Here is a 20,136-nt window from a genome sequence, read left to right on the forward strand (position 1 = left end):
CTTCTGTATCTACTAAAGCCTGTTCGCGGCCCCGTAAACAGGGCCTGCGGAAGGGTGCTGTCCGGGATTTCAGACGCCTCCGGGGACCCTCCGTTACCGCTCACGCTCCCCCGTTGCGCTATGAGTTATCGCGCCCAAAACGCCCGAATAGGAGCGATACGTGACAGAGCAACAGGAAGGGTGGGGCGGGGCGGCGGGTCAGGCGGGGCGGCCGTGGATCCGGATCGAGAGCTCGTCGGCGACTTTCTGGATCCGGGCGGCCAGGACCGGCCACTGGTCCGCGGGCAGCTTGTCCTCGAGGAAGGTCACGGCGACGGCGGCGGTCGGCCACCCGACGTGGTCCGTCACGGCGGCGGCGATCGAGCCGAAACCGGGCGTGACCTCGCCGTGCTCGGTGGCGTAGCCGCGCTGCCGGACCTGGTCCAGGTGCGAGGACAAGGCGGAGTACTTCATGATGGGCGACTCGGTTTCGTGCCGGGCGGTGAACGCGGCGGCGTTCGGGTACAGCGCCCGCACCTGCGACTTCGGCAATGCGGCAAGAATTGCGCGGCCGCTCGCGGTGAGATGGCTGGGTAGCCGGACCCCGACGTCGGTCACGAGGGACGGCCGGTTCTTGGCCCGCTCCTCCACGATGTAGAGCACGTCGCGGCCATGCAGCACGGCCAGATGCGCGCTTTCGCCGATCGCATCCACGAGCGAGGCGAGCATGGGACGGCCCAGCCGGGACAGCGGCTCCTGGCGGGAGTACGCCGAACTGAGCTCGAAGGCGCTGATGCCCAGGCCGTAGCGCTGCTCCTCGTGCAGGTGCAGCACGAAGCCGTTCGCCTCCATGACCCCGAGCAGGTGGTACACGCTGGAGCGCGGCAGGTCCAACGCTGTGGCAATGTTCGACGCCGCCATCGGCCCCCGCTTGGAGGCCAGCAGTTTGAGGATGCGCAGGGTGTTTTCCGCCGCCGGCACCTTCGAGGCCACTTTGGCGCCAGCGGCCCGGCGGGCCGCTTTGGGCGCCGTCGGGGCCGCTGGCCCCGCGACAGCGACCACGGGGACGGTCTCAGCAACGGTCTCAGCAGCAGTCTCAGCAACGATCCCGGCTACGGTCCCGGCCTCGGGGACGGTCTCGGCGGCGCTTTGGGCTGCAGGCCTTGGGGCGGGGGTGCTCTGCGTGGCCTCGGGCTGGTGGCTCACGGCGGGGCTGATGGCTGGCATGGGTCCTCTTCGAAAAATCCGGCGGTGTCCGGTATCCCGTACTTAAGCATGCGCCCGGCAGGAGGGCCCCGCCAGACCTTTGCCCGCACGCGCTGTCTGGAATCCCGGACAATTGTCATTTTCGCAGGTCCGCCCGCGCTGGCCCACGCGGCCCGGCGGAAGGACTACGATCTGGAACATGGAGCAGACGTGGGAGCCATCCCAGGACGGCGTCCTGGTGCTTCCGTCGGGCAGGAGCGTCCGCGGCCGCGGGCTGCATTACTCGCTGCCCCCGGGCCCGCTTCCTGAGTTCGGCCTCTACCTGCTGGGCCAACAACCGCCTCGGGTGGAGTGGGAGTCCAGATGGCTGCTCTGGCCCGACCTGCTGCTGCCGGCCGACCGGCAAGACGCCCTGGACGCCTTCCGGGAGGCGTGGCGCCGGGCCGAGTCCGAACGGGTTGAGGTGGCCTGCTGGCGCGGCATCGGCAGGACCGGCACCGCGCTGGCGTGCATCGCCATCCTGGACGGAGTCCCGCCGGGCAAGGCGGTGGCCTACGTGCGCCGCCAGTACCGGCGTCGGACGGTGGAAACTCCGTGGCAGCGACGGTATGTGGCCCGCTTCCGGGCGGAAACCGCTTAGTCCGCATCCAAGCCGGGGCGCCGCTCAAATGGTGACGACTGCCTTCCCGCGGACCTTGCCGTCACGCAGGTCCCGGATCGCTGCCGGCGCGTCGGCCAGGGCGTAGCACTTGCCGACGACGGGCGTCACCGAGCCCGCCTCGATGAGCCCGGTAAGGACCCGGAGGTCCTCCCCGCGCTCGACTGACATCACGCCCTTGAGCCGTTGGCCGACGAACGCGGACAGCAGTCCCGCGCGGAGGGAGCGTTCAAACCCGCCTGTCAGGCGGCCGCCGCCCTCCCCGCCGACGATGGCGAGTGTTCCTTTCGGCGCGAGCGCCCGCCGCAGGACGGAGAGCGGCCGGTTGCCGGCGGTGTCGACAATCAGGTCGTATTGCCTGGCCCCGTCGGCGAAGTCGTCGTGGTTGTAGTCGATGACATGGTCCGCGCCGATCGACAGGACCAGATCGGTTTTCACGGTGCTGCACACCCCGGTCACCTGCGCCCCGAACGCCTTGGCGAGCTGCACCGCGTACGTGCCGACGCCGCCGGCCGCGCCGATGACCAGGACCTCCTGCCCGGCCTGGACCCTGCCGGCGTCCCGGAGCGCCTGCAGGGCCGTAACAGCCGAGATCGGGACCGCGGCCGCCTGCTCGAAGCTGAGGTTCTTCGGCTTCAGGGCCAGCTTGTCTTCCTTCGCGCATGCGTATTCGGCGAAGGAACCCTCGCAGGTGCCGTACACCTCATCGCCCGGCCGAAAGCCGACCACATTCCTTCCGACGGCTTCCACCCGGCCCGCCACGGCCCGGCCCCGGATGCGGGTCTTCGGTTTCGTCAGCCCGAAGCCGATCATGCGGGTCAGGTACGGCAGCCCCGTCATGAGGTGCCAGACCCCCTGGTCGACGCCGGCGGCCCGGACCCTGACCAGCACGTCGTCATCGCCGGGCACGGGAGCGTCAACGTCACGCAGTGCCAGCACCTCAACGGAACCGTAAACATCCTGGACGATCGCTTTCATGGTGCTTCTCCTTCAGAGTCGGGCCGATGTTCGCGCCGAAGCGGCAGATCTCCTTGTCCCGCTGGTCCTTCAGGCCGGCATCCTTCCCGGACAGGGCTCGGATCACAATGTACTCCGCCCGTGCCTGCTCCCCGAGGGGGTTTCCCCACCTTTGCCACCACGACGCCGGAACGCGCCGCTGTCGCGGGACCACACGCCGTCGGGCCCCGGCAAAGGTGGGGAATCCCGGCGGCGGGGTGCCGCATAGTCTGAAATCGAAGACACGAGCTTCCGGTGAGCCTCATCACAGCCGCCCCGGACATGGTCTGCTGGATGGCGATCCCCCTCCCAATGACGAGAAGGTATTCGCATGCAACAAGCCAACACCGCCGCGAGGCCGGCACCTGCCGCAGAGGCCGCCGTCGGCGCCACCGCCCTCGGCGCAGCCGTCGATTCAGTACTAAGCCGGGGCCTGAACGTCCGCCACATCCGCTTCATGGCCCTGGGCTCAGCGATTGGCACGGGGCTGTTCTACGGCTCCGCGTCCGCCATCCAGAAGGCCGGACCTGCCGTCTTGTTCGCCTACATGATTGGCGGCGCCGCCGTTTTCATGGTGATGCGGGCCTTGGGTGAAATGGCGGTGCGGCATCCGGTGTCCGGGTCCTTCGGCCAGTACGCAAGCCGTTACCTGGGACCGCTGGCCGGGTTCGTGACGGGCTGGACCTACGTTTTCGAAATGGCGATCGTGGCCATCGCGGATGTCACCGCCTTCAGCATCTACATGGGGTTCTGGTTCCCGGGCGTGGAGCGCTGGGTGTGGGTCCTGGCCATCATCTTCTTCCTGGCGGCCCTGAACCTGCTCAGTGTCAAGGTCTTCGGCGAGTTGGAGTTCTGGTTCTCCCTGATCAAGGTGGCGGCCATCATCGCCATGATCGCCGGCGGCGCCGCGATCATCGTCTTCGGCTTCCAGACCGGCGGCGCCACCGTGGCACCCGGGCTCGGCAACCTCGTGGATCATGGGGGCCTCTTCCCCCACGGATTCGAAGGGCTCCTGGCCTCCTTCGCGGTGGTGATGTTCGCGTTTGGCGGGGTGGAAACCCTGGGCATCACCGCCGGTGAAGCCGCCGACCCCAAAAAGGTCATCCCCAAGGCCGTCAACACCGTCCCCGTGCGGGTCCTGCTGTTCTACGTCCTGACCCTGGGCGTGCTGATGAGCCTGTTCCCGTGGGACGAGATCGGCAGCAACGGCAGCCCCTTCGTGCAGATCTTCAGCAGCCTGGGCATTCCGGCCGCGCCCCACATCCTCAACGCCGTGGTCATCACGGCGGCGCTCTCGGCCGTCAACAGCGACATCTTCGGCGCCGGCCGGATCCTCTTCGGCCTGGCCCGGCAGGGCCACGCTCCGGCGAGCTTCGGCAAGGTCTCCCGGCACGGCGTGCCGTGGATGACCGTGGTGATGATGACAGGCATCCTGCTGGTGGGGGTGGTCCTGAACGCCGTAATCCCGGAGGACGTGTTCCTGATCATCGCCTCGATCGCGACCTTCGCCACCGTCTGGGTCTGGGCCATGATCCTGGCCTCCCATGTCGCCATGAAGCGTGAGATCGCGCGCAAGGGCCTGCCGGCGTCGGAGTTCCCCTCCCCGTGGTGGCCCGCCTCTTCCGTGCTGACCATCGCGTTCATGGCCCTCGTGATCGTGATCCTGGGCGCCTTCGAGGACACCCGCGTGGCGTTGTATGTGGGCGCGGTCTGGCTCGGTGTCCTGGTGGTTGCTTACCGGCTTTGGGTCCGCGGCCACGGCCGGGTCCGGGCCGAACTCGCCGACGAGACGACGCAGCTTCCGCAGGTCTCCGCGGGGCAGTAATGGCGCAGCTCCCCCGACGTCCCGGCGGCGTTCCGGTGCCCAGCAGCACAACGCGGGGTCAACTGGGTCAACTAGCGCCCGTTAATGCCCTTCGAATGGGCCGTAGCTGACCCCGCGTTGGTTTGAGCGGCGACGGTCTACCGTGCCGACCAGCCGCCGTCCATCGTGTAGCTGGCGCCGGTGACCATGCCGGCGTCGTCCGAAGCCAGCCACGCCACCAGTGACGCCACTTCCGCCGGCTCCACGAGGCGTTTGACCGCTGATTCGGTCAGCATGATCTTGGCGAGGACCTCGGATTCCGGGATGCCGTGCACCTTGGCCTGATCCGCGATCTGCGACTCGACCAGCGGGGTGCGGACGTAGCCGGGATTGATGCAGTTGGAGGTGACCCCGTGCGCGCCGCCCTCGAGGGCGGTCACCTTGCTCAGTCCCTCCAGTCCGTGCTTCGCCGCGACGTAGGCGCTCTTGAACGGCGATGCGCGGAGCCCGTGGACGGAGGACAGGTTGATGATGCGGCCGAAGTTGTTGGCGTACATGTGCGGCAGCGCGGCCCGGATCAGCAGGAACGGCGCCTCGAGCATGAGGGTGATGATGCGGCGGAAGTCGGCCGGATCGAACTCCTCGATGGGGCTGATCCGCTGGATTCCGGCGTTGTTGACGAGGATGTCGCAGTCCAGGCTGAGCGTCTGGAGGGATTCGACGTCGAGCAGGTTGACGGCCCAGGAGGTGCCGCCGATCTCGTCGGCGAGGGCTGCGGCGGCGGACTCGTCCACATCCGCGATCACCACCTTGGCCCCGCGTGCGGCCAGGGCGCGGGCGCTGGCTGCGCCGATCCCGCTGGCCCCTCCGGTAACCAGTGCCTGACGTCCGTTCAGCGTGTTTTCCATAACTCAGCCTTCCGTTTCAAAAATTCAATGAGGCGGCCGGCTCCAGCGTGGCTGGAGCCGGCCCAAACTCAAGCGGCCCAATTACTCAAGCAACCCAGTTACGCAGGCAGCTCAGTAACTCAAGCAGCTCAGCGTGCGACTGCTACGGCCAGGCCTTCGCGTTCGGCGTCGACCCTGTCCACTTCCTCGAGGGCGATCCCCTTGGTTTCCTTCAGGGTGAGCACGGCGACGATGGTGATGGCGCAGGCAATGAGAAGGTAAATCGCGGTGGGCACCCACGAGCCGGTGTCCTTCAGCCACTGCGTGGCCAGGAGCGGCGCCAGCGAGCCGGCGAAGATCGAGGTGACCTGCGAGCCGAGCGAGACGCCGGCGTAGCGCATCCGGGTCGGGAAGAGCTCGGACATGATGGCCGGCTGGCCGGCGTACATGAAGCCGTGCAGGCACAGGCCGACAGTCACGGCCAGGACGATGATCACCGGGTTGCGGGTGTCGAACATCGGGAAGGCGAAGAAGGGCCAGGTGGCGCCGCTGATGGCACCGATCAGGTAGACCGGCTTGCGGCCCCAGCTGTCCGCCAGGCGGCCGATCTGCGGGATGATCAGGAAGTGCACGAGGTGCGCGATCAGCAGGGCAAGCAGCAGCGAGGACGTGTCGTACTTGTCCACCGTCTTGAGGTAGACAATCGAGAAGCTGACCACGAGGTAGTACATGATGTTTTCCGCGAACCGGAGGCCCATGGACTGCAGGATGCCCTTGGGGTACTTGCGGATGACCTCGCGCACGCCGTAGCTGACCGCCTGCTCCTTCTCCATCTGCGCCTTGGCTTCCAGGAAGATCGGCGATTCGGAGACGTTGGTGCGGATGTAGTAGCCGACGAAGACGATCACGGCCGAGAGCCAGAAGGCCACGCGCCAGCCCCAGCTCAGGAACTCGGCACTGCTAAGCACGTTGGACATGATGTAGAGGACCAGGGTTGCCAGCAGGTTTCCCACCGGCACTGCGGCCTGGGGCCAGCTGGACCAGAAGCCGCGGGACTCGTTGGGGCTCTGCTCTGCCACGAGCAGCACGGCGCCGCCCCATTCGCCGCCCAGGGCGAAGCCCTGGATGAAGCGCAGGAGGACCAGCAGGGCCGGTGCGAGGTAGCCGATGGTGGCGAAGCCGGGGAGGCAGCCCATCAGGAAAGTCGATACGCCGATGATGACGATGGTGAGCTGCAGGGTGGGCTTGCGGCCCAGCTTGTCGCCGATCTGGCCGAAGACGATGCCGCCCAGCGGGCGGGCCACGAAGCCGACGGCGTAGGTCAGGAACGCCTGGATGATGCCGTCCAGGTCATTGCCGGTGGCGGGGAAGAAGTATTTGCCGAACACCAGGGTGGCGGCGGTGGCATAGAGGAAGAATTCGTACCACTCGACGACGGTTCCCACCATCGATGCTGCGACGATTTTCTTGAGCCCGGAACCCTTGGATGCGGGTACGGCCGGGGTTGTTGCAGAGCGTTCGTTTACGCTCATCTGGTTCTCCTTTAGTGTCCACGGTGACACGCGCTGTGACGCACAGCACTGAAATGGCTCCATTGAGTATCGCTGCACATTTACGGCGATTCAATGACCAAACCGGCACCCCATGTGTGCAGAATTGCAGATATGAACGCCAATCCCGATGACCTGCTGGTCCTGCTGGCAGTCTCCCGTTCAGCGAAATTCACGACGGCGGCCCAGACCCTCGGCCTCAACCACACAACGGTGTCGCGGAGGATCGGCGCCCTGGAGAAGGCCCTGGGCGGCCGGGTGCTCTCACGCGCGGCGGGCGGCTGGGAGCTCACCGAGCTCGGCGTCGAGGCCGTGCGGGTGGCCGAGCAGGTGGAAAGTGCTGTGCGCACCCTGGACCAGCCCGGCCACACTCCGGACCTCATCACCGGCGTGGTCCGGATGACCGCCACGGACGGCTTCAGCGCCTACATCGCTGCACCGGCCGTGGCCCGGCTCCGCCGCGACCACCCCGGCCTCAGCGTGGAGATCATCACCGTGACCCGCCGGGCCCTCCAGCAGCGTTCCGGCCTGGACATCGAGGTGGTGGTCGGCGAGCCCCAGGTGCACCGGGCAGAAGCCGCGCAACTCGGGGAGTACATGCTCGGAATGTACGCCTCCCGCAGCTACCTGGCCGAGTACGGAACCCCGACCACCGTCGAGGAGCTGACGGCCCACTCACTCGTGTACTTCGTCGATTCGATGCTGCAGGTGGACGACCTGGATGCCCCGCGGCGGCTGGTGCCCGCCATGCGGGACGGGCTGAGCTCCACCAACGTCTTTGTCCACGTGGAGGCCACGCGTGCCGGCGCCGGCATCGGGTTCCTGCCCTGCTTCGCGGCCGACCTTCATCCGGACCTCGTCCGGCTCCTGCCGGAGGAATTCGCGGAGATGCTCCCCTACTGGATGGTGCTCCGGCCGGACTCGATGCGCCGGCCGGCCGTGGCAGCCCTCGTGCAGGCGCTTCGGGAGCAGACGGCCGCGCACCGCGATGCCCTGCTGGGCCGGGGCGGTACCGCACCGACTGCGACCCCATCGACTGCTCCGTAGGCGCCGCTATGGGGCCCCAAAATGGCCGTTATGGAGCAGTCGACGAGTCGGGCGGGGTCTCGGCCGGGGCCGGGGTCTCGGCCGGGGCGGAGCCTGCCGGGTCGTGGCGGACGGCGGCGCCGGCCGCGAACGCCCGCACCTTCTCGTCGTTCCAGATGTGAGCCGGCACGGCACCGCCGAGCAGGCGGCGCGCGAGGCCGGGATCGTCGTCGAACGGGCGGTCGCTCCCGGCCATGATCATGTTGCCGTAGCGCCGGCCCTTGAGCATGGCCGGGTCCGCGATGATCACGGTGTGCGCGAAGGCCTCCGCGATGGTGGCGGCGTCCTCGCGGGCATTCTTCAAATCAGGGGCATCACCGGAATTAGCCACGTACACGCCGCCCGGTGCCAGGACGCGCTTGGCGTGCCCGGCAAATTCAAGGGTGGTGAGCGGCCGCGGGGTCAGCGAACCGGCGAAGACGTCACGGATGATCAGGTCCCGGGTCTCCGGGGTCAAGGTCTCGGTGACTTCCCGCGCCTCGCCCACGCGCAGGCGCAGCAGCGGGGCTTTGGGCAGGTCAAACCAGCCCCGGACGTAGTCGGCCAGCTTGCCGTCCAGTTCCACCACCACCTGGCGGGCGTCGGGGTAGGCCGCGTGGAAATAGCGCGCCAGTGAGCATGCTCCCCCGCCGAGGTGCAGGGCGCGCAGCTTGGGCTTGGACTCCCGCGGCCAGCGCGACTCCACGAGGGCGGCGATCCAGCGCATGTACTCGAAGTCCAGGAACAGCGGATCCGCGAGGTCAATGTGCGAGCTCATGACGCCGTTGATGCGCAGGAGCCAGCCGCTGGAATTGTCCTGGTCCGGGATCAGCTCGCAGTCCCCGGTGTCGATGTAATACACCCCGGCCACGGGACCGGACGGGCGGGACCCTTTAGGCACGTCCACCACTCCCCGCTCGGCGGTTCCGGCGCTCCGGCCCCTCCCCCGCTTGGCCATCAGAGATCCCCCGCAGTGTCCATGCTTCAACCCTAGTTCACCTGCCGGGGCGGGCTTCACTGTCGGCGAGCCTGAGCCGATGGGCCCGACGCGGACCGGAGCGGAACGCGCCACCGGCGTCGTCCCCGGCTCAGCGCAGGTGACGCCGCAGGTCAGGGCGCAGGCCGGGGCCGATCGGCGTCGCTCAGCCGCCCCGACCTGTCCCCGCCGGAGGAAAAATAAACAAAGGATGCTTACTATTTTTTAGTAATCATGCTTACTATTTAATCTCCAGTTACTGCTGGTTGTGATCAACAGCCGATCGTGAAATGAGAGCGAAGATGACAGAGAACCAATGGCCACAAGACGGTAGCTACGGCACTCCTGTGGCCGCCCAGCAGACGTCCCTCCGGCCGGAAACCACCTTCCCGGCGGCCGCCAACGGCGGAACCTCGAAGACTGACGTAGCCAGGGACGAGGCAGCCGACGTGAAGCGGCATGCCGCGGATTCAGCGCAGAACGTGGCCGAAACAGCCAAGACCGAAGCCGCCAACGTGGCAACCGAGGTCAAGACGAACGCCCGGGACCTGCTCATTCAGGCCAAGTCCGACCTCACGGAACAGGCCGGTGCGCAGCAGCAGAAGGTTGCCGAGGGCCTGCGCTCGGTCTCGACCGAACTGCACACGATGGCGTCCGCGTCGGATCAGCCCGGCGTGGCCACCGACCTCGTGCGCCAGGCCGCCGAGCGGTCCTCCGCCGTGGCAACGTGGCTGGACGGCCGGGATCCCGGTTCGCTCCTGAACGAAGTGAAGTCCTTTGCCCGGCAGAAGCCCGGCACCTTCCTGCTGCTTGCCGCGGGAGCGGGCGTCCTGGCCGGCCGGCTGAGCCGCAGCCTCAGCGCGGGCGCCCCCGAGCCGACCGGAGCCGCAGCCGGCGGCACCGCCGCACCGGTCACCCGGGTTCCCGACACCGGGAGGGCGGTTCCGCCGCCGCCAGTGCAGATGCCGGCCCCGGAAACGACGACGGCGGGCTTCGCGGACACCTACCCGCCGAACCCGCTGGACGCCGACCCGCTTGGTAACGGCAGCCGGCAGGATCCCTGGGCCTCCGAACCGGTCGCCTCCGAACCCGTCGTGAGCGAACCGCTCCGGCAGGATCCGCTCCGCAGTGACCCCTATGGCAGCGACCCCTTTGACGGCGGCCGTCGATGAGCGAGATGCCACCTACTGCTGCGCACGCCAAGGCTGAAGCCTCGTCCTTGGGCGATCTCCTGGGCGAGGTCACGCGGGACATGTCCACCCTGATGCGGCAGGAAGTCGAGCTGGCCAAGGTCGAACTCAGGCAGTCCGCAACCCGGGCCGGCAAGGGCAGCGGCATGCTGGCCGGAGCCGGCGTGGCCGGCCACTTTGTCCTGCTGTTCCTGTCCCTGGCGCTCTGGTGGGCGCTCGGGGCAATCATGGGACTGGGCTGGTCCGGCGTCGTCATCGCCGTGATCTGGGCAATCGTTGCCGCCGTCCTGGCCTCGATGGGCCGCAAGGAACTCAAGGCGATCAAGGGCATGCCGCAGACCACGGAGACCCTGCAGGAAATCCCGCCCACGCTCAAACCCAACACCTAAATCCAGCGAGGAAACACGATGAGTGAAAACCCGGATGTCATCCGAGCAGATATCGAAGCAACCCGCGCGCGGCTCGGCACCAACGTCGACGCCGTAGCGGACAAGGTCACCCCGTCGCACATCGTCCAGCGGCAGAGTGACAAAGTGAAAGATGCCGTCTTCGGAGTGAAGGAGAAAGTCATGGGAGCAGCCGATGGGACCGCGGCCGGCATGCACTCCGCCGCCGGAAGCACCGGTGCGCACTTGGGTGACGCCGGCGCCGCGATCGGGGACGCCCCCGCGCAGGTCAAGACGAAGACCCAGGGCAACCCCCTGGCGGCGGGCCTCATTGCCTTCGGGGCGGGCCTCCTGGTCTCCTCCCTGATCCCGGCCAGCCAGAAGGAACGCGAAGCCGCGGATGCCCTGAAGACCGCGGCCGAACCGCTCACCACGGAACTGACCGAGGCCGCCAAGCACGTGGCTGAAGGACTCAAAGAGCCCGCCCAGGCCGCCATGGAGAACGTCAAGGCCACCGCCGCTGACGCCACCGAGCACGTCAAAGCCGAGGGCCAGGGCGCCGTCACCGACGTCAAAGATCGGACGGTCGAGGCCAAGGACAACGTCCAGCAGGTCTAGTCCCGCTTGAATCCGGCCGGGCGSCCGGCCGACGCGCTTAACCCGATGAAGGAAGATTTCCCATGGCCCAATACCCTGCCAAGGCAGAAAATGACACTATGAACTACGCCGAAAGCCAGGAAAGCAGCACCGCCAAGGCCCGCACGGCGCCAGCCCCGGACGACTCCCGCAAACCGGACAGCCCCACCGATGTGACCAAGCCATCGTGGAAGTACATCGCCAAAAAGACTCTGCGCGAATTCACGAAAGACCAGTGCCCCGATCTCGCCGCGGCCCTGACCTACTATTCGGTCCTCTCAATTTTCCCGGCGCTCTTGGCCCTCATATCCCTGCTGGGCATTTTTGGCCAGGCCCAGCAGACCACGTCCGCGCTCCTGGAAATCGTCCAGGGTTTCGCGCCCGCGGAAACAGTGAACGCCATCCGCCAGCCGATCGAGCAGCTCAGCAACTCCTCCGCAGCCGGGTTTGCGCTCGTGATCGGCATCCTCACCGCGCTCTGGTCTGCCTCCGGCTATGTCGGGGCGTTCGGCCGGGCCATGAACCGGATCTACGAAATTGACGAGGGGCGGCCGTTCATCAAGCTTCGGGGCACGATGCTCCTTGTCACCATTGCCACCATGCTGATCGTCCTCGTGCTTTCCGCCATGCTCGTCCTGAGCGGGCCGGTGGCCGAGTCCGTCGGTAATTTCATCGGCCTGGGCGGGGCGGTCCTGACGGCGTGGAACATTCTCAAGTGGCCGGTGATCCTGTTGCTCGTGATCCTGGCAATCGCCATCCTCTACTACGCCACCCCCAACGTGAAACAACCCAAGTTCCGCTGGATGAGCCTGGGCTCAGCCATCGCCCTGGTGATCTTCCTGCTGGCCTCAACTGCCTTCGGGTTCTATCTGGCCTTCTCCAACAGCTACGAAAAGACCTATGGTGCGATCGGCGGCGTCATCATCTCGCTGCTGTGGCTCTGGATCCTGAACATGTCCCTGCTGTTCGGCGCGGAGTTCGACGCCGAGACGGAGCGCGGCCGGCAGCTGCAGGCCGGGATCGCGGCCGAGGAGACCATCCAGTTGCCTCCCCGGGATACCAAACAGAGCGACAAGCTGCAGGCACGCGAAGAGGAGGACATCCAACGGGGCCGCGAACTGCGCGAGCAGCACGCCCCGGGGGACCAAAGCCCCTAGCCATTCCCGGCCCGCGGCGGTCTACTGGGCCTGCACGTACAGCCGGGCGAATGGGAGGCGTCCGCCGAGCCGGGAGGAACGATGGCGTCACCCGCGGGCCATGAAGCCGGCATCGTGGCGGTCGGCTACAGCGGGTCAGAGGCCGCCCGGCTTGCCGTCCGCTGGGCGGCCAGCTACGCCGCCGCGACCGGGCTCGCCCTCCGGGTGGTCCACGCTTGGGTGTGGCCGGTCTTCACCAAGAATCTGGGCCCCGTCAAAGGTGTGGCAGGCAGCGGGCTGCGCCACTCCGCCGAGGCCATCCTCGCCGAGGGTCTTGAGCTGGCCCGCAGCGCCCTGGAAGCATCCGGCGCCGCAACCGCCACGGCACCCGCGTCCGTCCCCGGGCCGGACCACACAACGCCGGCAGTCGAGGGCGTCATCGAGCCAGGGCTCGCGGCCCCCGTGCTGCGCCAGGCCGCCCGTGGCGCCCGGTTGCTGGTGGTCGGCAGCCGGGGACTTGGCGCCGTCCTGGACCAGGTGGCGGGCTCGGTGGGCATCGATCTGGCCGGGTCCGCCCCCTGCCCCGTGTTGGTGGTCCGGCGCGCACGCAATCCGGGGCACCCGGTCGTGGTGGGCGTTGACGCCTCGCCACGCAGCCCGGCCACGCTGGCCGAGGCCGTCCGGCTGGCGGAAGTCCTCGGCGCCCCGCTGCACCTGGTCCATGTGGACCGCGGCTCGGCACGGGAGGACCATGGCCGGCACGCCGTGCTCCCCGGCCAGGAACTGCTGGACCATGCCATCGACGAGGCACGGAGCCTGGCATCCGGGCTGAAGGTTTCCGGCGCCCTGCGCGGGGGCCATGCCGCCGCCCGGGAACTCCTCGCCGCCGCGGCCGACGCCGACGTCCTGGTGCTTGGGACCCACGATCCCGGGGCGGGCCTCGGGAACACGGTCTCCGCCGTCCTGCACAAGGCACCCTGCAACGTGCTGGTCAGCCGTTAGCCGCCGCGAAGCCGATTCCGGAGAGCAGAGACTGCAGAGAAGGAGGCCGCGGTGCGAGCCTGGCGGGTTGAACGTCCGGGGCCGATGTCCGGCGGACCCCTTGTGGCCGGCGACTGCCCCGAGCCCCGACCGGAGCGCGGGGAGATCCTGCTAAGGGTGCGGGTGTGCGGCGTGTGCCGCACCGACCTGCACCTGGCCGAGGGCGATCTTACGCCGCGGCACCCCGGCACCATCCCGGGCCACGAAGTGGTGGGCGAGGTGATCGGGCTCGGCCCGGAAGCGGCCAGGTTCGGCCTCGGCGAACGGGTGGGCGTGGCCTGGCTGGGCGGCACCTGCGGCACCTGCCGGTTCTGCGTACGCGGCCAGGAGAACCTCTGCTTGTCCCCCACGTTCACCGGCTGGGACCGCGACGGCGGGTATGCCGAACTCATCACGGTGGCCGAGAACTTCGCTTACCGGATCCCGGAATCGTTCAGCGACGAGCAGGCCGCGCCGCTCCTGTGCGCGGGCATCATCGGCTACCGGGCCCTGAGCCGGGCCGAGCTGCCGATCGGGGGCCGGCTGGGCATCTACGGTTTCGGCGGCTCGGCGCACCTGGCCGCACAGATCGCCCTCTACCGCGGGGCCCGCGTGTACGTCATGACCCGGTCCGCGGAGGCCCGCCGGCTGGCCCTGGAACTCGGCGCCACCTTCGTCGGCGGGGCTGAGGAGCAGCCGCCGGATCCGCTGGATGCCGCGATCCTCTTTGCCCCGGCCGGCGGCCTGGTGCCGGTGGGGCTGCGCGCCCTGGACCGCGGCGGGACACTCGCTGTCGCCGGCATCCACCTGAGCGACATCCCGCCCCTGCACTACAGCGAGGAGCTTTTCCAGGAGCGCCAGTTGCGCAGCGTCACGGCCAATACCAGGGCCGACGGCGAGGAGTTCTTCCGGATCGCCGCCGAGATCCCGCTGCGTGCCACGACGGTGGCGTACCCGTTCGACGCCGCCGATCAGGCCCTGCGGGACCTGGCGGCGGACCGGATCACGGGGGCGGCCGTGCTGCACATGGATCCGGCCCGTCAACGTGACCGCACGTAACGCGGCAGCCCCCTGAAGTAGCTGGCAGCAGGGGCCGTTCTGAGCCCCCAAAACGGCCCCTGCTGCGAGCTAGTTGGGCGGGCCGCCGCCGCGGAGGAACTCGTGCTCCTGGCCCGCCCGGAGCAGCACTTTCTCCGCGCCGACCCGCACCAGCACCGGCGGGGCGTCCCCGGGCGCCGCGGCGACCCGCAGCCGGTCCCTCCCGAGGTGCACGGCCAGCATCTGGTCGCGGTAGCGGACCTGGAATTCCACCCGGGACAGCTCGGCCGGCAGCCGCGGAGTGAAGTCCAAGGCGTCGCGGGTCACCCGGAGCCCGGCGAAGCTGCGCTGAACCACGTCGATCGACCCCGCCATGGCGCCCAGGTGGATGCCTGCGCGCGTGGTGCCGCCCTGGGTATCGTCCAGGTCCGTGTCCAGGGCTTCCCGGAAGGTCGCCCACGCCCGCTCCGGATCGTGCTGCGCCAGCACGGAGGCGTGGGTGACCCGGCTCAGGGTGGAGCCGTGCGCGGTGCGGGCCAGGTAGAAGTCCACGGTGGCCGCAATTTGCGCTGACTCGACGTCGTAGCCCATCCGGCGCAGGAACCCGAGGAGCTGCTCCTCGCCCAGGACATACAGAAGCATCAGGACGTCCGCCTGTTTGGCCAGCCGGTAGTGGTTGGCGCTGTCCCCTTCGGCTTCGAGGATCAGGTCGAGCCGCTCAATGTTCCGGTAGGCGCGGCGGTAGTGCTTCCAGTCAAGCTCCCGGAGTGCGCCGTAACCGTCAAACTGGCTGATGATGCCGCCGTCGTGGAAGGGCACGAACATGCGCCGGCTCAGGTGCGCCCAGTCATCGATTTCCGCTCCCGTGATGCCCAAACGGGACCGCAGCTCCTCCATGTCGAACCCCTGCACGGAATGCATGATCCAGACGGCCTGGTCGAACACCCAGGCGGCCATGATGTTGGTGTAGGCATTGTCGTCCAGGCCGCCGCCGGGGTTACCCGGATAGCCGGTGTGATACTCATCGGGCCCCATGACGCCCCTGATGTGGAACCGGTCCTCCGCGGAGTCGTGCACGGCCAGGGAGGCGAACAGCCTGGCGACGTCCACCACGATTTCGGCACCGTGCCGCGTCAGCCAGCCCCGGTCCTGGGTCGCTTCGAAGTACTGCCAGGCGTTGTAGGCGACCGCCAGGCCGACATGCCGCTGCAGGTGCGAGTAATCCGGCACCCAGTGCCCGGAGAGCTTGTTGAACAGGAACTTGGGTGTCTGCTCGGTGCCGTCGCTGCCGCTCTGCCAGGGAAAGAGAGCGCCGCTCAGTCCGGCCTTCCGGGCCGCGTCCCGCGCCGTCCCCAGCCGGCGCCAGCGGTAGTCGATCAGCTCGCGGGCCACCGCGGGCAGCCGGGAGTTCAGGACCGGCAGCACGAACAGTTCATCCCAGAAAACGTGTCCCCGGTAGCCTTCGCCGTGGAGACCGCGGGCCGGGACCCCGGCGTCGAGCTCGGCCGTGTGGGTGGTGAGGGTCTGCAGCAGGTGGAAGACGTGGAGGTTCAGGATGAGCTGGGCCTGGGACGGTGCGTCGGATTCGATGATGAACGGCGCCAGCAGGAGGCTCCACGCCGCCTCATGGTCCGCCAGCAGCGCGTCGAAGCCCTGGGGTGCGCGCGCCAGCACGGCGAGTGCCGCCGAGACCGGGGAGGCGATGGCGTGGTCCCGAGACGTGGCGACGGCCACCGTCTTGGTCACCGTGACGGGCACGGCGTCCGTGACCGGCAGGTCGAAGCGGTGGCCGTGCATGCCCCCGGCCGGCTCGGGAAGCCCGGCGGGAGTCCAGCCGGCCCCGGACCCCGGCTGCGGCGGCACGCCCCCGGAAATCCGGGTCCGCAGCGCCAGTGCGATCCCGATCCGGCTCCCGCTCGTCCGGGCTTGGACCGTCAGTTCCGCGGCGTCCGGGCCGGCCTCCGAGGAGGACACCGTCACCGCGGTCAGGTGGCGGTTGGCCAGCTGGGCGTCCTCGGGCACGTTGGAGTTGGTGACGCCGGTGTCGCAGCCGCTGCGGACGCTGAGGGTCCCGCTCCACCCCACGGCGGTCAGTGTGGTTTCCAGCGCGGCCAGGTGCGGCTCGGCCATGGACACGATCCGGCGCTGGAGTACCCGGAGCTGCCGCCCGGTGTCGTCTTCCAGGAGCGCGTCCCGGTTCAGCAGGGCGCGCTTGAGGTCCAGCGTGCGGCGTTCGCTGCGGAGGGTCAGCCCGCCGTCGGACCACCAGGGGCCGTCGCCTATCCTGACATCCAGCGGGAGCCAGTCCGGAACGTTGACCATGTGCTCGTCCACCGTCTCCTCGCCTTGGACGGTGCTCGCGAGGCTGTTGTAAACGCCCGCCAGGTAACTGCCGGGATAGTGGATTTCCCCCGCGCGGTGCTCGGGGGCGGCGCCGCGGGTGGCCAGGTAGCCGTTGCCGAGGGTGGTCAGCGCCTCCCGGTGGCCTTCATGGGCGGGGTCGAATCCTTCGTAGACCAGCAGCCACGGGTGGGTGATGACCAGCCCGATGTCCAGTTCGCTGACGTCTTCAACCACGACGTCGGCGCCCGCGGCTTCCAGCGCCGCCCGCCGCTCCCCGGCCCGGTCGAGGCCGACCACGAGCCCGAACCCTCCGCGCCGCCCGGCTTCCACGCCGGCTGCGGCGTCGGCGATCACCATGGCCCGGGCGGGGGTGATCTCCAGCCGGCGCACGGCTTCGAGGACCAAAGCCGGCGCCGGCATTCCGGCGACATCATGGTCCAGGGCCGTCTGGCCATCCACGATGTGGTCAAAGATCTCGCCAAGGCCCGCGGCGGCTACGATCGCGGCGGCGTTCCGGCTGGACGTGGCGAGGACCACGGGGATCCGGCCGGCCCGGAGCCGCTCGAGCAGCGCCACGGTGCCGGGGAAAACGGGCACGGGCCGGCCCGCGAGCATGGCTTCGAAAATTCCGTTCTGGCGCTGCGCGAGTCCGAACGTCGTCCATTCGGCCGGGCCGTCCGCGGGCGAGCCGCGGGGAATGGAAACGCCGCGCGAGGCCAGGAATACGGCCACGCCGTCCTCCCAGGTCCGGCCCTCGATCCAGCGTGCGAAGTCATCGTCCGCGAACGGCGCGCGCCGCGCGGCGGCGGGAAGCCGGGGGTCGATCATGACGTCGTCAAAGAGTTGTTTCCAGGCTGCCGCGCGGAGCTCTCCGGTGTCGGTCACGACGCCGTCGAGGTCAAAGATCACGGCATCGACGGGAGCCAGCGCGGCTGCAACTGTGGGCGACTCCGTCATGGCCCTGTCCTATCAGCGATCGGTGCGCCGCGACAGTGGCGTTCGGCCCGCTCTTAGCCCAGGAGTGCGTCGAGGGTGGTGAAGCCGTAGCCGGCCCGGCGGATGCGGCTGATCAGCTGGGGCAGGGCAGCGGCGTCCAGGGTGGTGCCGTCGTCGGGGTTGGAACCGATGTGCATCAGGACAATTTCCCCCGGCTGCAGGCCCGCCAGGACGCGGTCCGCCACGATCTGCGCCGTCACTCCGCCGCTGGTGCCTTTCCAGCCCAGGGTGTCGACGCTCCAGCGCACCGGAAGGTAGCCAAGGTTGTTGACGGTGGCGATGGTCCTGGCATCGCGGTCGCCGAAGGGAAACCGGAAGAGCGGCCGCGGGTCCGCCCCGGCCGCCCGGATGGCCTGTTCGGCCGATCGGACCTGGTCCTTGATGCCGGCGTCGGGCAGCCCGGTGAAGGCCGGATGCGTCATGGAATGGTTGCCCACCCGGTGCCCGCCGGCGACGATCGCCGCCACGCCTCCGGGGTTCGCGGCGGCCCAGCTGCCGGTGAGGAAGAACGTGGCCCGCACACCCGCGGCGTCGAGACTCTGCAGGATGCTGGGCAGTCCGGCAGCGTTGGCGCCGGCGTCGAAGGTCAGGGCCACTACGGCCCCGGCGCCCGGGATGGTCTCGACGTCGTGGCCCGCGAGCGCGGCGGGGAACCGCGCCGCGGGCGGTACCGGAGCGGGAGCCGTCGGCGCGGGGACCGTCGGTGCCCGGGCCGGCGGTGCCGGCGGCGGGACGGGAACCGGCTCGGCCGGAACTGGCACGCTGGTGTCCGGGGCCGGCGATGCCGAGGCCGGTTCGGGGGACGGGGAAGGAAGGGGCGCGGTCCCGGAGGAACTTGCGCTGGCGGGTCCGGATGCCGGTGCGGTGACGGGCGCGGATGGGGGCGGTGACGCCGTCGGCGCCCCCTGAAGCAGCACGACCGCGGCCCAGCCGGCCAGCAGCAGCGCAACCACCATGGCCGCGATTACCAACAGCCGGCGGCGCCGGCCCGCGGTCATGGACCCCATGCTTCACCTTGGCACCGCGCGCCACGGCAGGCTAGGGCTCAAAGGCCCCGCCCGTGCCGCAGTCTAGGAGGCCGCCGGAATCAGGCCGTCCGCCCGGTACCGGTCGAACAGCTGCAGGAAGGAGTCTTCCGTGCGGCGGTACCCGGTGAAACCGGCGAGCCTGCTCTTGCTCATGTCCGTGACCACCTCGAGGTTCCGGCCCAGGTCGCCGTCCGTGTGCCACCATGATGCCACCCGTGCCACATCGGGCTCGGCCAGCCCATGGCGGGCGGCGATGTCCGCCCACACGCCTTCCATGCCGCGCATCTGCTGCTCCAGGGGGCGGGGTTCGTTGGCGTAGCCCACCGGCTCGACACCGAAATAATCGGCCAGCGCGGGCCACATGCGCCGCCAGCGGAAGACGTCGCCGTTGACGATGTTGTAGGCCTCGTCGCCAGCGTTGTCCGCTGTGGCCGCCCAGATCATGTGGTCCGCCAGCAGCCCGCTGTCGGTCATGTCCGTGAGGCTGTTCCACTGCGTCTCGGAGCCCGGGAAGATGAACGGTTGGCCCAGTTCCTTGCAGATGGATGCCTGAACGGCGAGGGTGAGTCCCATGTTCATGGCGTTCCCGACTGCATGCCCGATCACCGTGTGGGCCCGGTGCACGGACCAGCCAAAGCCCTGCCTCGCGGCCGCCGCCCACAACTCGTCTTCCTGGGCGTAGTAGAAGTTCGGCGTCGGCAGCCTGGGCTCGCTCTCCCGGAAGGGGGTGTCCGGCATTTCCCCGGCCGCGTACGCTTCGAACGGGCCCAGATAGTGCTTCAGCCCGGTCATGAGGGCGACGTGCTTGACGGGCTTGCCGCTGAGGCTGGCGAGGACGTTCCGCAGCATGCCCGCGTTGGTGTCGATGTTCTCTTGTTCGGTATTTCTCCTGGACCAGGCGGTGTAGAACACGTGGGTGGGTGAAACACCCGCCAGGGCCCCGCGGAGGTCCTCCTCGGACGTCAGGTCCGCGCTCACATGGCGTACGTCGCGGCGGCGGAGGGGATTGCGGGAGAGCCCCACCACGTCCCACCCCTCCTCGGCGAGCCGGCCCACCAGGGCGGATCCGGCAATTCCGCTTGCTCCCACCACGAGAGCCCTCCGTGTGTCGACGGTGTTGGAACTGCTTCGCACGTCATTCCTCCTGGCATCGCTTGTACTGCGCCGCGGGCCCGCTACAATTATTGGGCTCCTGCGCGCCGGCCCGCTTGGTCGGGACGGGTGCTCCTCCAGCCTCTCATG

Annotated in this window: 17 protein-coding genes; 9 read left to right on the top strand and 8 right to left on the bottom strand. The window is 68.9% G+C overall.

Features of this window, described 5'->3' with window-relative positions:
- Positions 1 to 198: 198 nt before the first annotated feature.
- Positions 199 to 1,206 carry an IclR family transcriptional regulator gene (locus AB4Y72_RS06370; RefSeq protein ID WP_441425304.1) on the bottom strand — a complete coding sequence of 336 codons (1,008 nt, stop codon included), beginning with the start codon at positions 1,204 to 1,206 and terminating at the stop codon, positions 199 to 201.
- Between the two features lie 178 nt (positions 1,207 to 1,384).
- On the opposite strand from AB4Y72_RS06370, the gene AB4Y72_RS06375 reads away from it, so the two are divergent.
- Positions 1,385 to 1,825 carry a protein-tyrosine phosphatase family protein gene (locus tag AB4Y72_RS06375; protein WP_441425305.1) on the top strand — a complete coding sequence of 147 codons (441 nt, stop codon included), beginning with the start codon at positions 1,385 to 1,387 and terminating at the stop codon, positions 1,823 to 1,825.
- Positions 1,826 to 1,849: 24 nt separating this feature from the next.
- Here AB4Y72_RS06375 and AB4Y72_RS06380 read toward each other — a convergent pair whose 3' ends face one another.
- Positions 1,850 to 2,821: an NAD(P)-dependent alcohol dehydrogenase gene (locus AB4Y72_RS06380; RefSeq protein ID WP_441425306.1), complete on the bottom strand. Its 972-nt coding sequence runs from the start codon at positions 2,819 to 2,821 to the stop codon at positions 1,850 to 1,852.
- A gap of 349 nt (positions 2,822 to 3,170) precedes the next feature.
- Here AB4Y72_RS06380 and AB4Y72_RS06385 point away from each other — a divergent pair, with 349 nt between their 5' ends.
- Positions 3,171 to 4,664, top strand: a complete 1,494-nt coding sequence (locus tag AB4Y72_RS06385; RefSeq protein ID WP_441425307.1) for an amino acid permease — start codon at positions 3,171 to 3,173, stop codon at positions 4,662 to 4,664.
- Between the two features lie 137 nt (positions 4,665 to 4,801).
- Here the strand turns inward: AB4Y72_RS06385 and AB4Y72_RS06390 are convergent, their stop codons facing one another.
- Both AB4Y72_RS06390 and AB4Y72_RS06395 read right to left on the bottom strand, forming a co-directional pair.
- Complete coding sequence (locus tag AB4Y72_RS06390) at positions 4,802 to 5,551, bottom strand: 3-hydroxybutyrate dehydrogenase (protein WP_441425308.1); 750 nt, start codon at positions 5,549 to 5,551, stop codon at positions 4,802 to 4,804.
- Between the two features lie 128 nt (positions 5,552 to 5,679).
- Positions 5,680 to 7,062 (bottom strand): MFS transporter, encoded by a 1,383-nt coding sequence (locus tag AB4Y72_RS06395; RefSeq protein ID WP_441425309.1) that lies wholly within the window; start codon positions 7,060 to 7,062, stop codon positions 5,680 to 5,682.
- Between the two features lie 132 nt (positions 7,063 to 7,194).
- On the opposite strand from AB4Y72_RS06395, the gene AB4Y72_RS06400 reads away from it, so the two are divergent.
- Positions 7,195 to 8,127, top strand: a complete 933-nt coding sequence (locus AB4Y72_RS06400) for a LysR family transcriptional regulator (RefSeq protein WP_441425310.1) — start codon at positions 7,195 to 7,197, stop codon at positions 8,125 to 8,127.
- 28 nt (positions 8,128 to 8,155) lie between these two features.
- Here the strand turns inward: AB4Y72_RS06400 and AB4Y72_RS06405 are convergent, their stop codons facing one another.
- Complete coding sequence (locus tag AB4Y72_RS06405; RefSeq protein ID WP_441425311.1) at positions 8,156 to 9,103, bottom strand: spermidine synthase; 948 nt, start codon at positions 9,101 to 9,103, stop codon at positions 8,156 to 8,158.
- 320 nt (positions 9,104 to 9,423) lie between these two features.
- On the opposite strand from AB4Y72_RS06405, the gene AB4Y72_RS06410 reads away from it, so the two are divergent.
- The 6 genes from AB4Y72_RS06410 to AB4Y72_RS06435 all read left to right on the top strand — a co-directional run bounded on the left by AB4Y72_RS06410 (position 9,424) and on the right by AB4Y72_RS06435 (position 14,548).
- Entirely contained in the window at positions 9,424 to 10,293 is an 870-nt protein-coding gene (locus AB4Y72_RS06410) for a hypothetical protein (RefSeq protein ID WP_441425312.1), read from the top strand.
- A gap of 5 nt (positions 10,294 to 10,298) precedes the next feature.
- Complete coding sequence (locus AB4Y72_RS06415; protein WP_441425313.1) at positions 10,299 to 10,700, top strand: phage holin family protein; 402 nt, start codon at positions 10,299 to 10,301, stop codon at positions 10,698 to 10,700.
- A gap of 18 nt (positions 10,701 to 10,718) precedes the next feature.
- Positions 10,719 to 11,315 carry a DUF3618 domain-containing protein gene (locus tag AB4Y72_RS06420; protein WP_441425314.1) on the top strand — a complete coding sequence of 199 codons (597 nt, stop codon included), beginning with the start codon at positions 10,719 to 10,721 and terminating at the stop codon, positions 11,313 to 11,315.
- A gap of 62 nt (positions 11,316 to 11,377) precedes the next feature.
- On the top strand, positions 11,378 to 12,490 hold the full coding sequence (locus AB4Y72_RS06425) for a YihY/virulence factor BrkB family protein (RefSeq protein WP_441425315.1): 1,113 nt from the start codon (positions 11,378 to 11,380) through the stop codon (positions 12,488 to 12,490).
- Positions 12,491 to 12,571: 81 nt separating this feature from the next.
- A complete protein-coding gene (locus AB4Y72_RS06430; protein WP_441425316.1) occupies positions 12,572 to 13,471 on the top strand; it encodes a universal stress protein in 900 nt (299 codons plus the stop codon).
- Positions 13,472 to 13,522: 51 nt separating this feature from the next.
- On the top strand, positions 13,523 to 14,548 hold the full coding sequence (locus AB4Y72_RS06435; protein WP_441425317.1) for a zinc-dependent alcohol dehydrogenase family protein: 1,026 nt from the start codon (positions 13,523 to 13,525) through the stop codon (positions 14,546 to 14,548).
- A gap of 69 nt (positions 14,549 to 14,617) precedes the next feature.
- Here the strand turns inward: AB4Y72_RS06435 and AB4Y72_RS06440 are convergent, their stop codons facing one another.
- From AB4Y72_RS06440 to AB4Y72_RS06450, 3 genes are all read right to left on the bottom strand, one after another.
- Complete coding sequence (locus AB4Y72_RS06440) at positions 14,618 to 17,827, bottom strand: HAD family hydrolase (protein ID WP_441425318.1); 3,210 nt, start codon at positions 17,825 to 17,827, stop codon at positions 14,618 to 14,620.
- 53 nt (positions 17,828 to 17,880) lie between these two features.
- Complete coding sequence (locus tag AB4Y72_RS06445; protein WP_441425319.1) at positions 17,881 to 18,873, bottom strand: polysaccharide deacetylase family protein; 993 nt, start codon at positions 18,871 to 18,873, stop codon at positions 17,881 to 17,883.
- Between the two features lie 63 nt (positions 18,874 to 18,936).
- Positions 18,937 to 20,028: an SDR family oxidoreductase gene (locus AB4Y72_RS06450; protein WP_441425320.1), complete on the bottom strand. Its 1,092-nt coding sequence runs from the start codon at positions 20,026 to 20,028 to the stop codon at positions 18,937 to 18,939.
- Positions 20,029 to 20,136 lie beyond the last annotated feature (108 nt).

The organism is Arthrobacter sp. YAF34, from assembly GCF_052113245.1.
GTDB lineage: Bacteria > Actinomycetota > Actinomycetes > Actinomycetales > Micrococcaceae > Arthrobacter.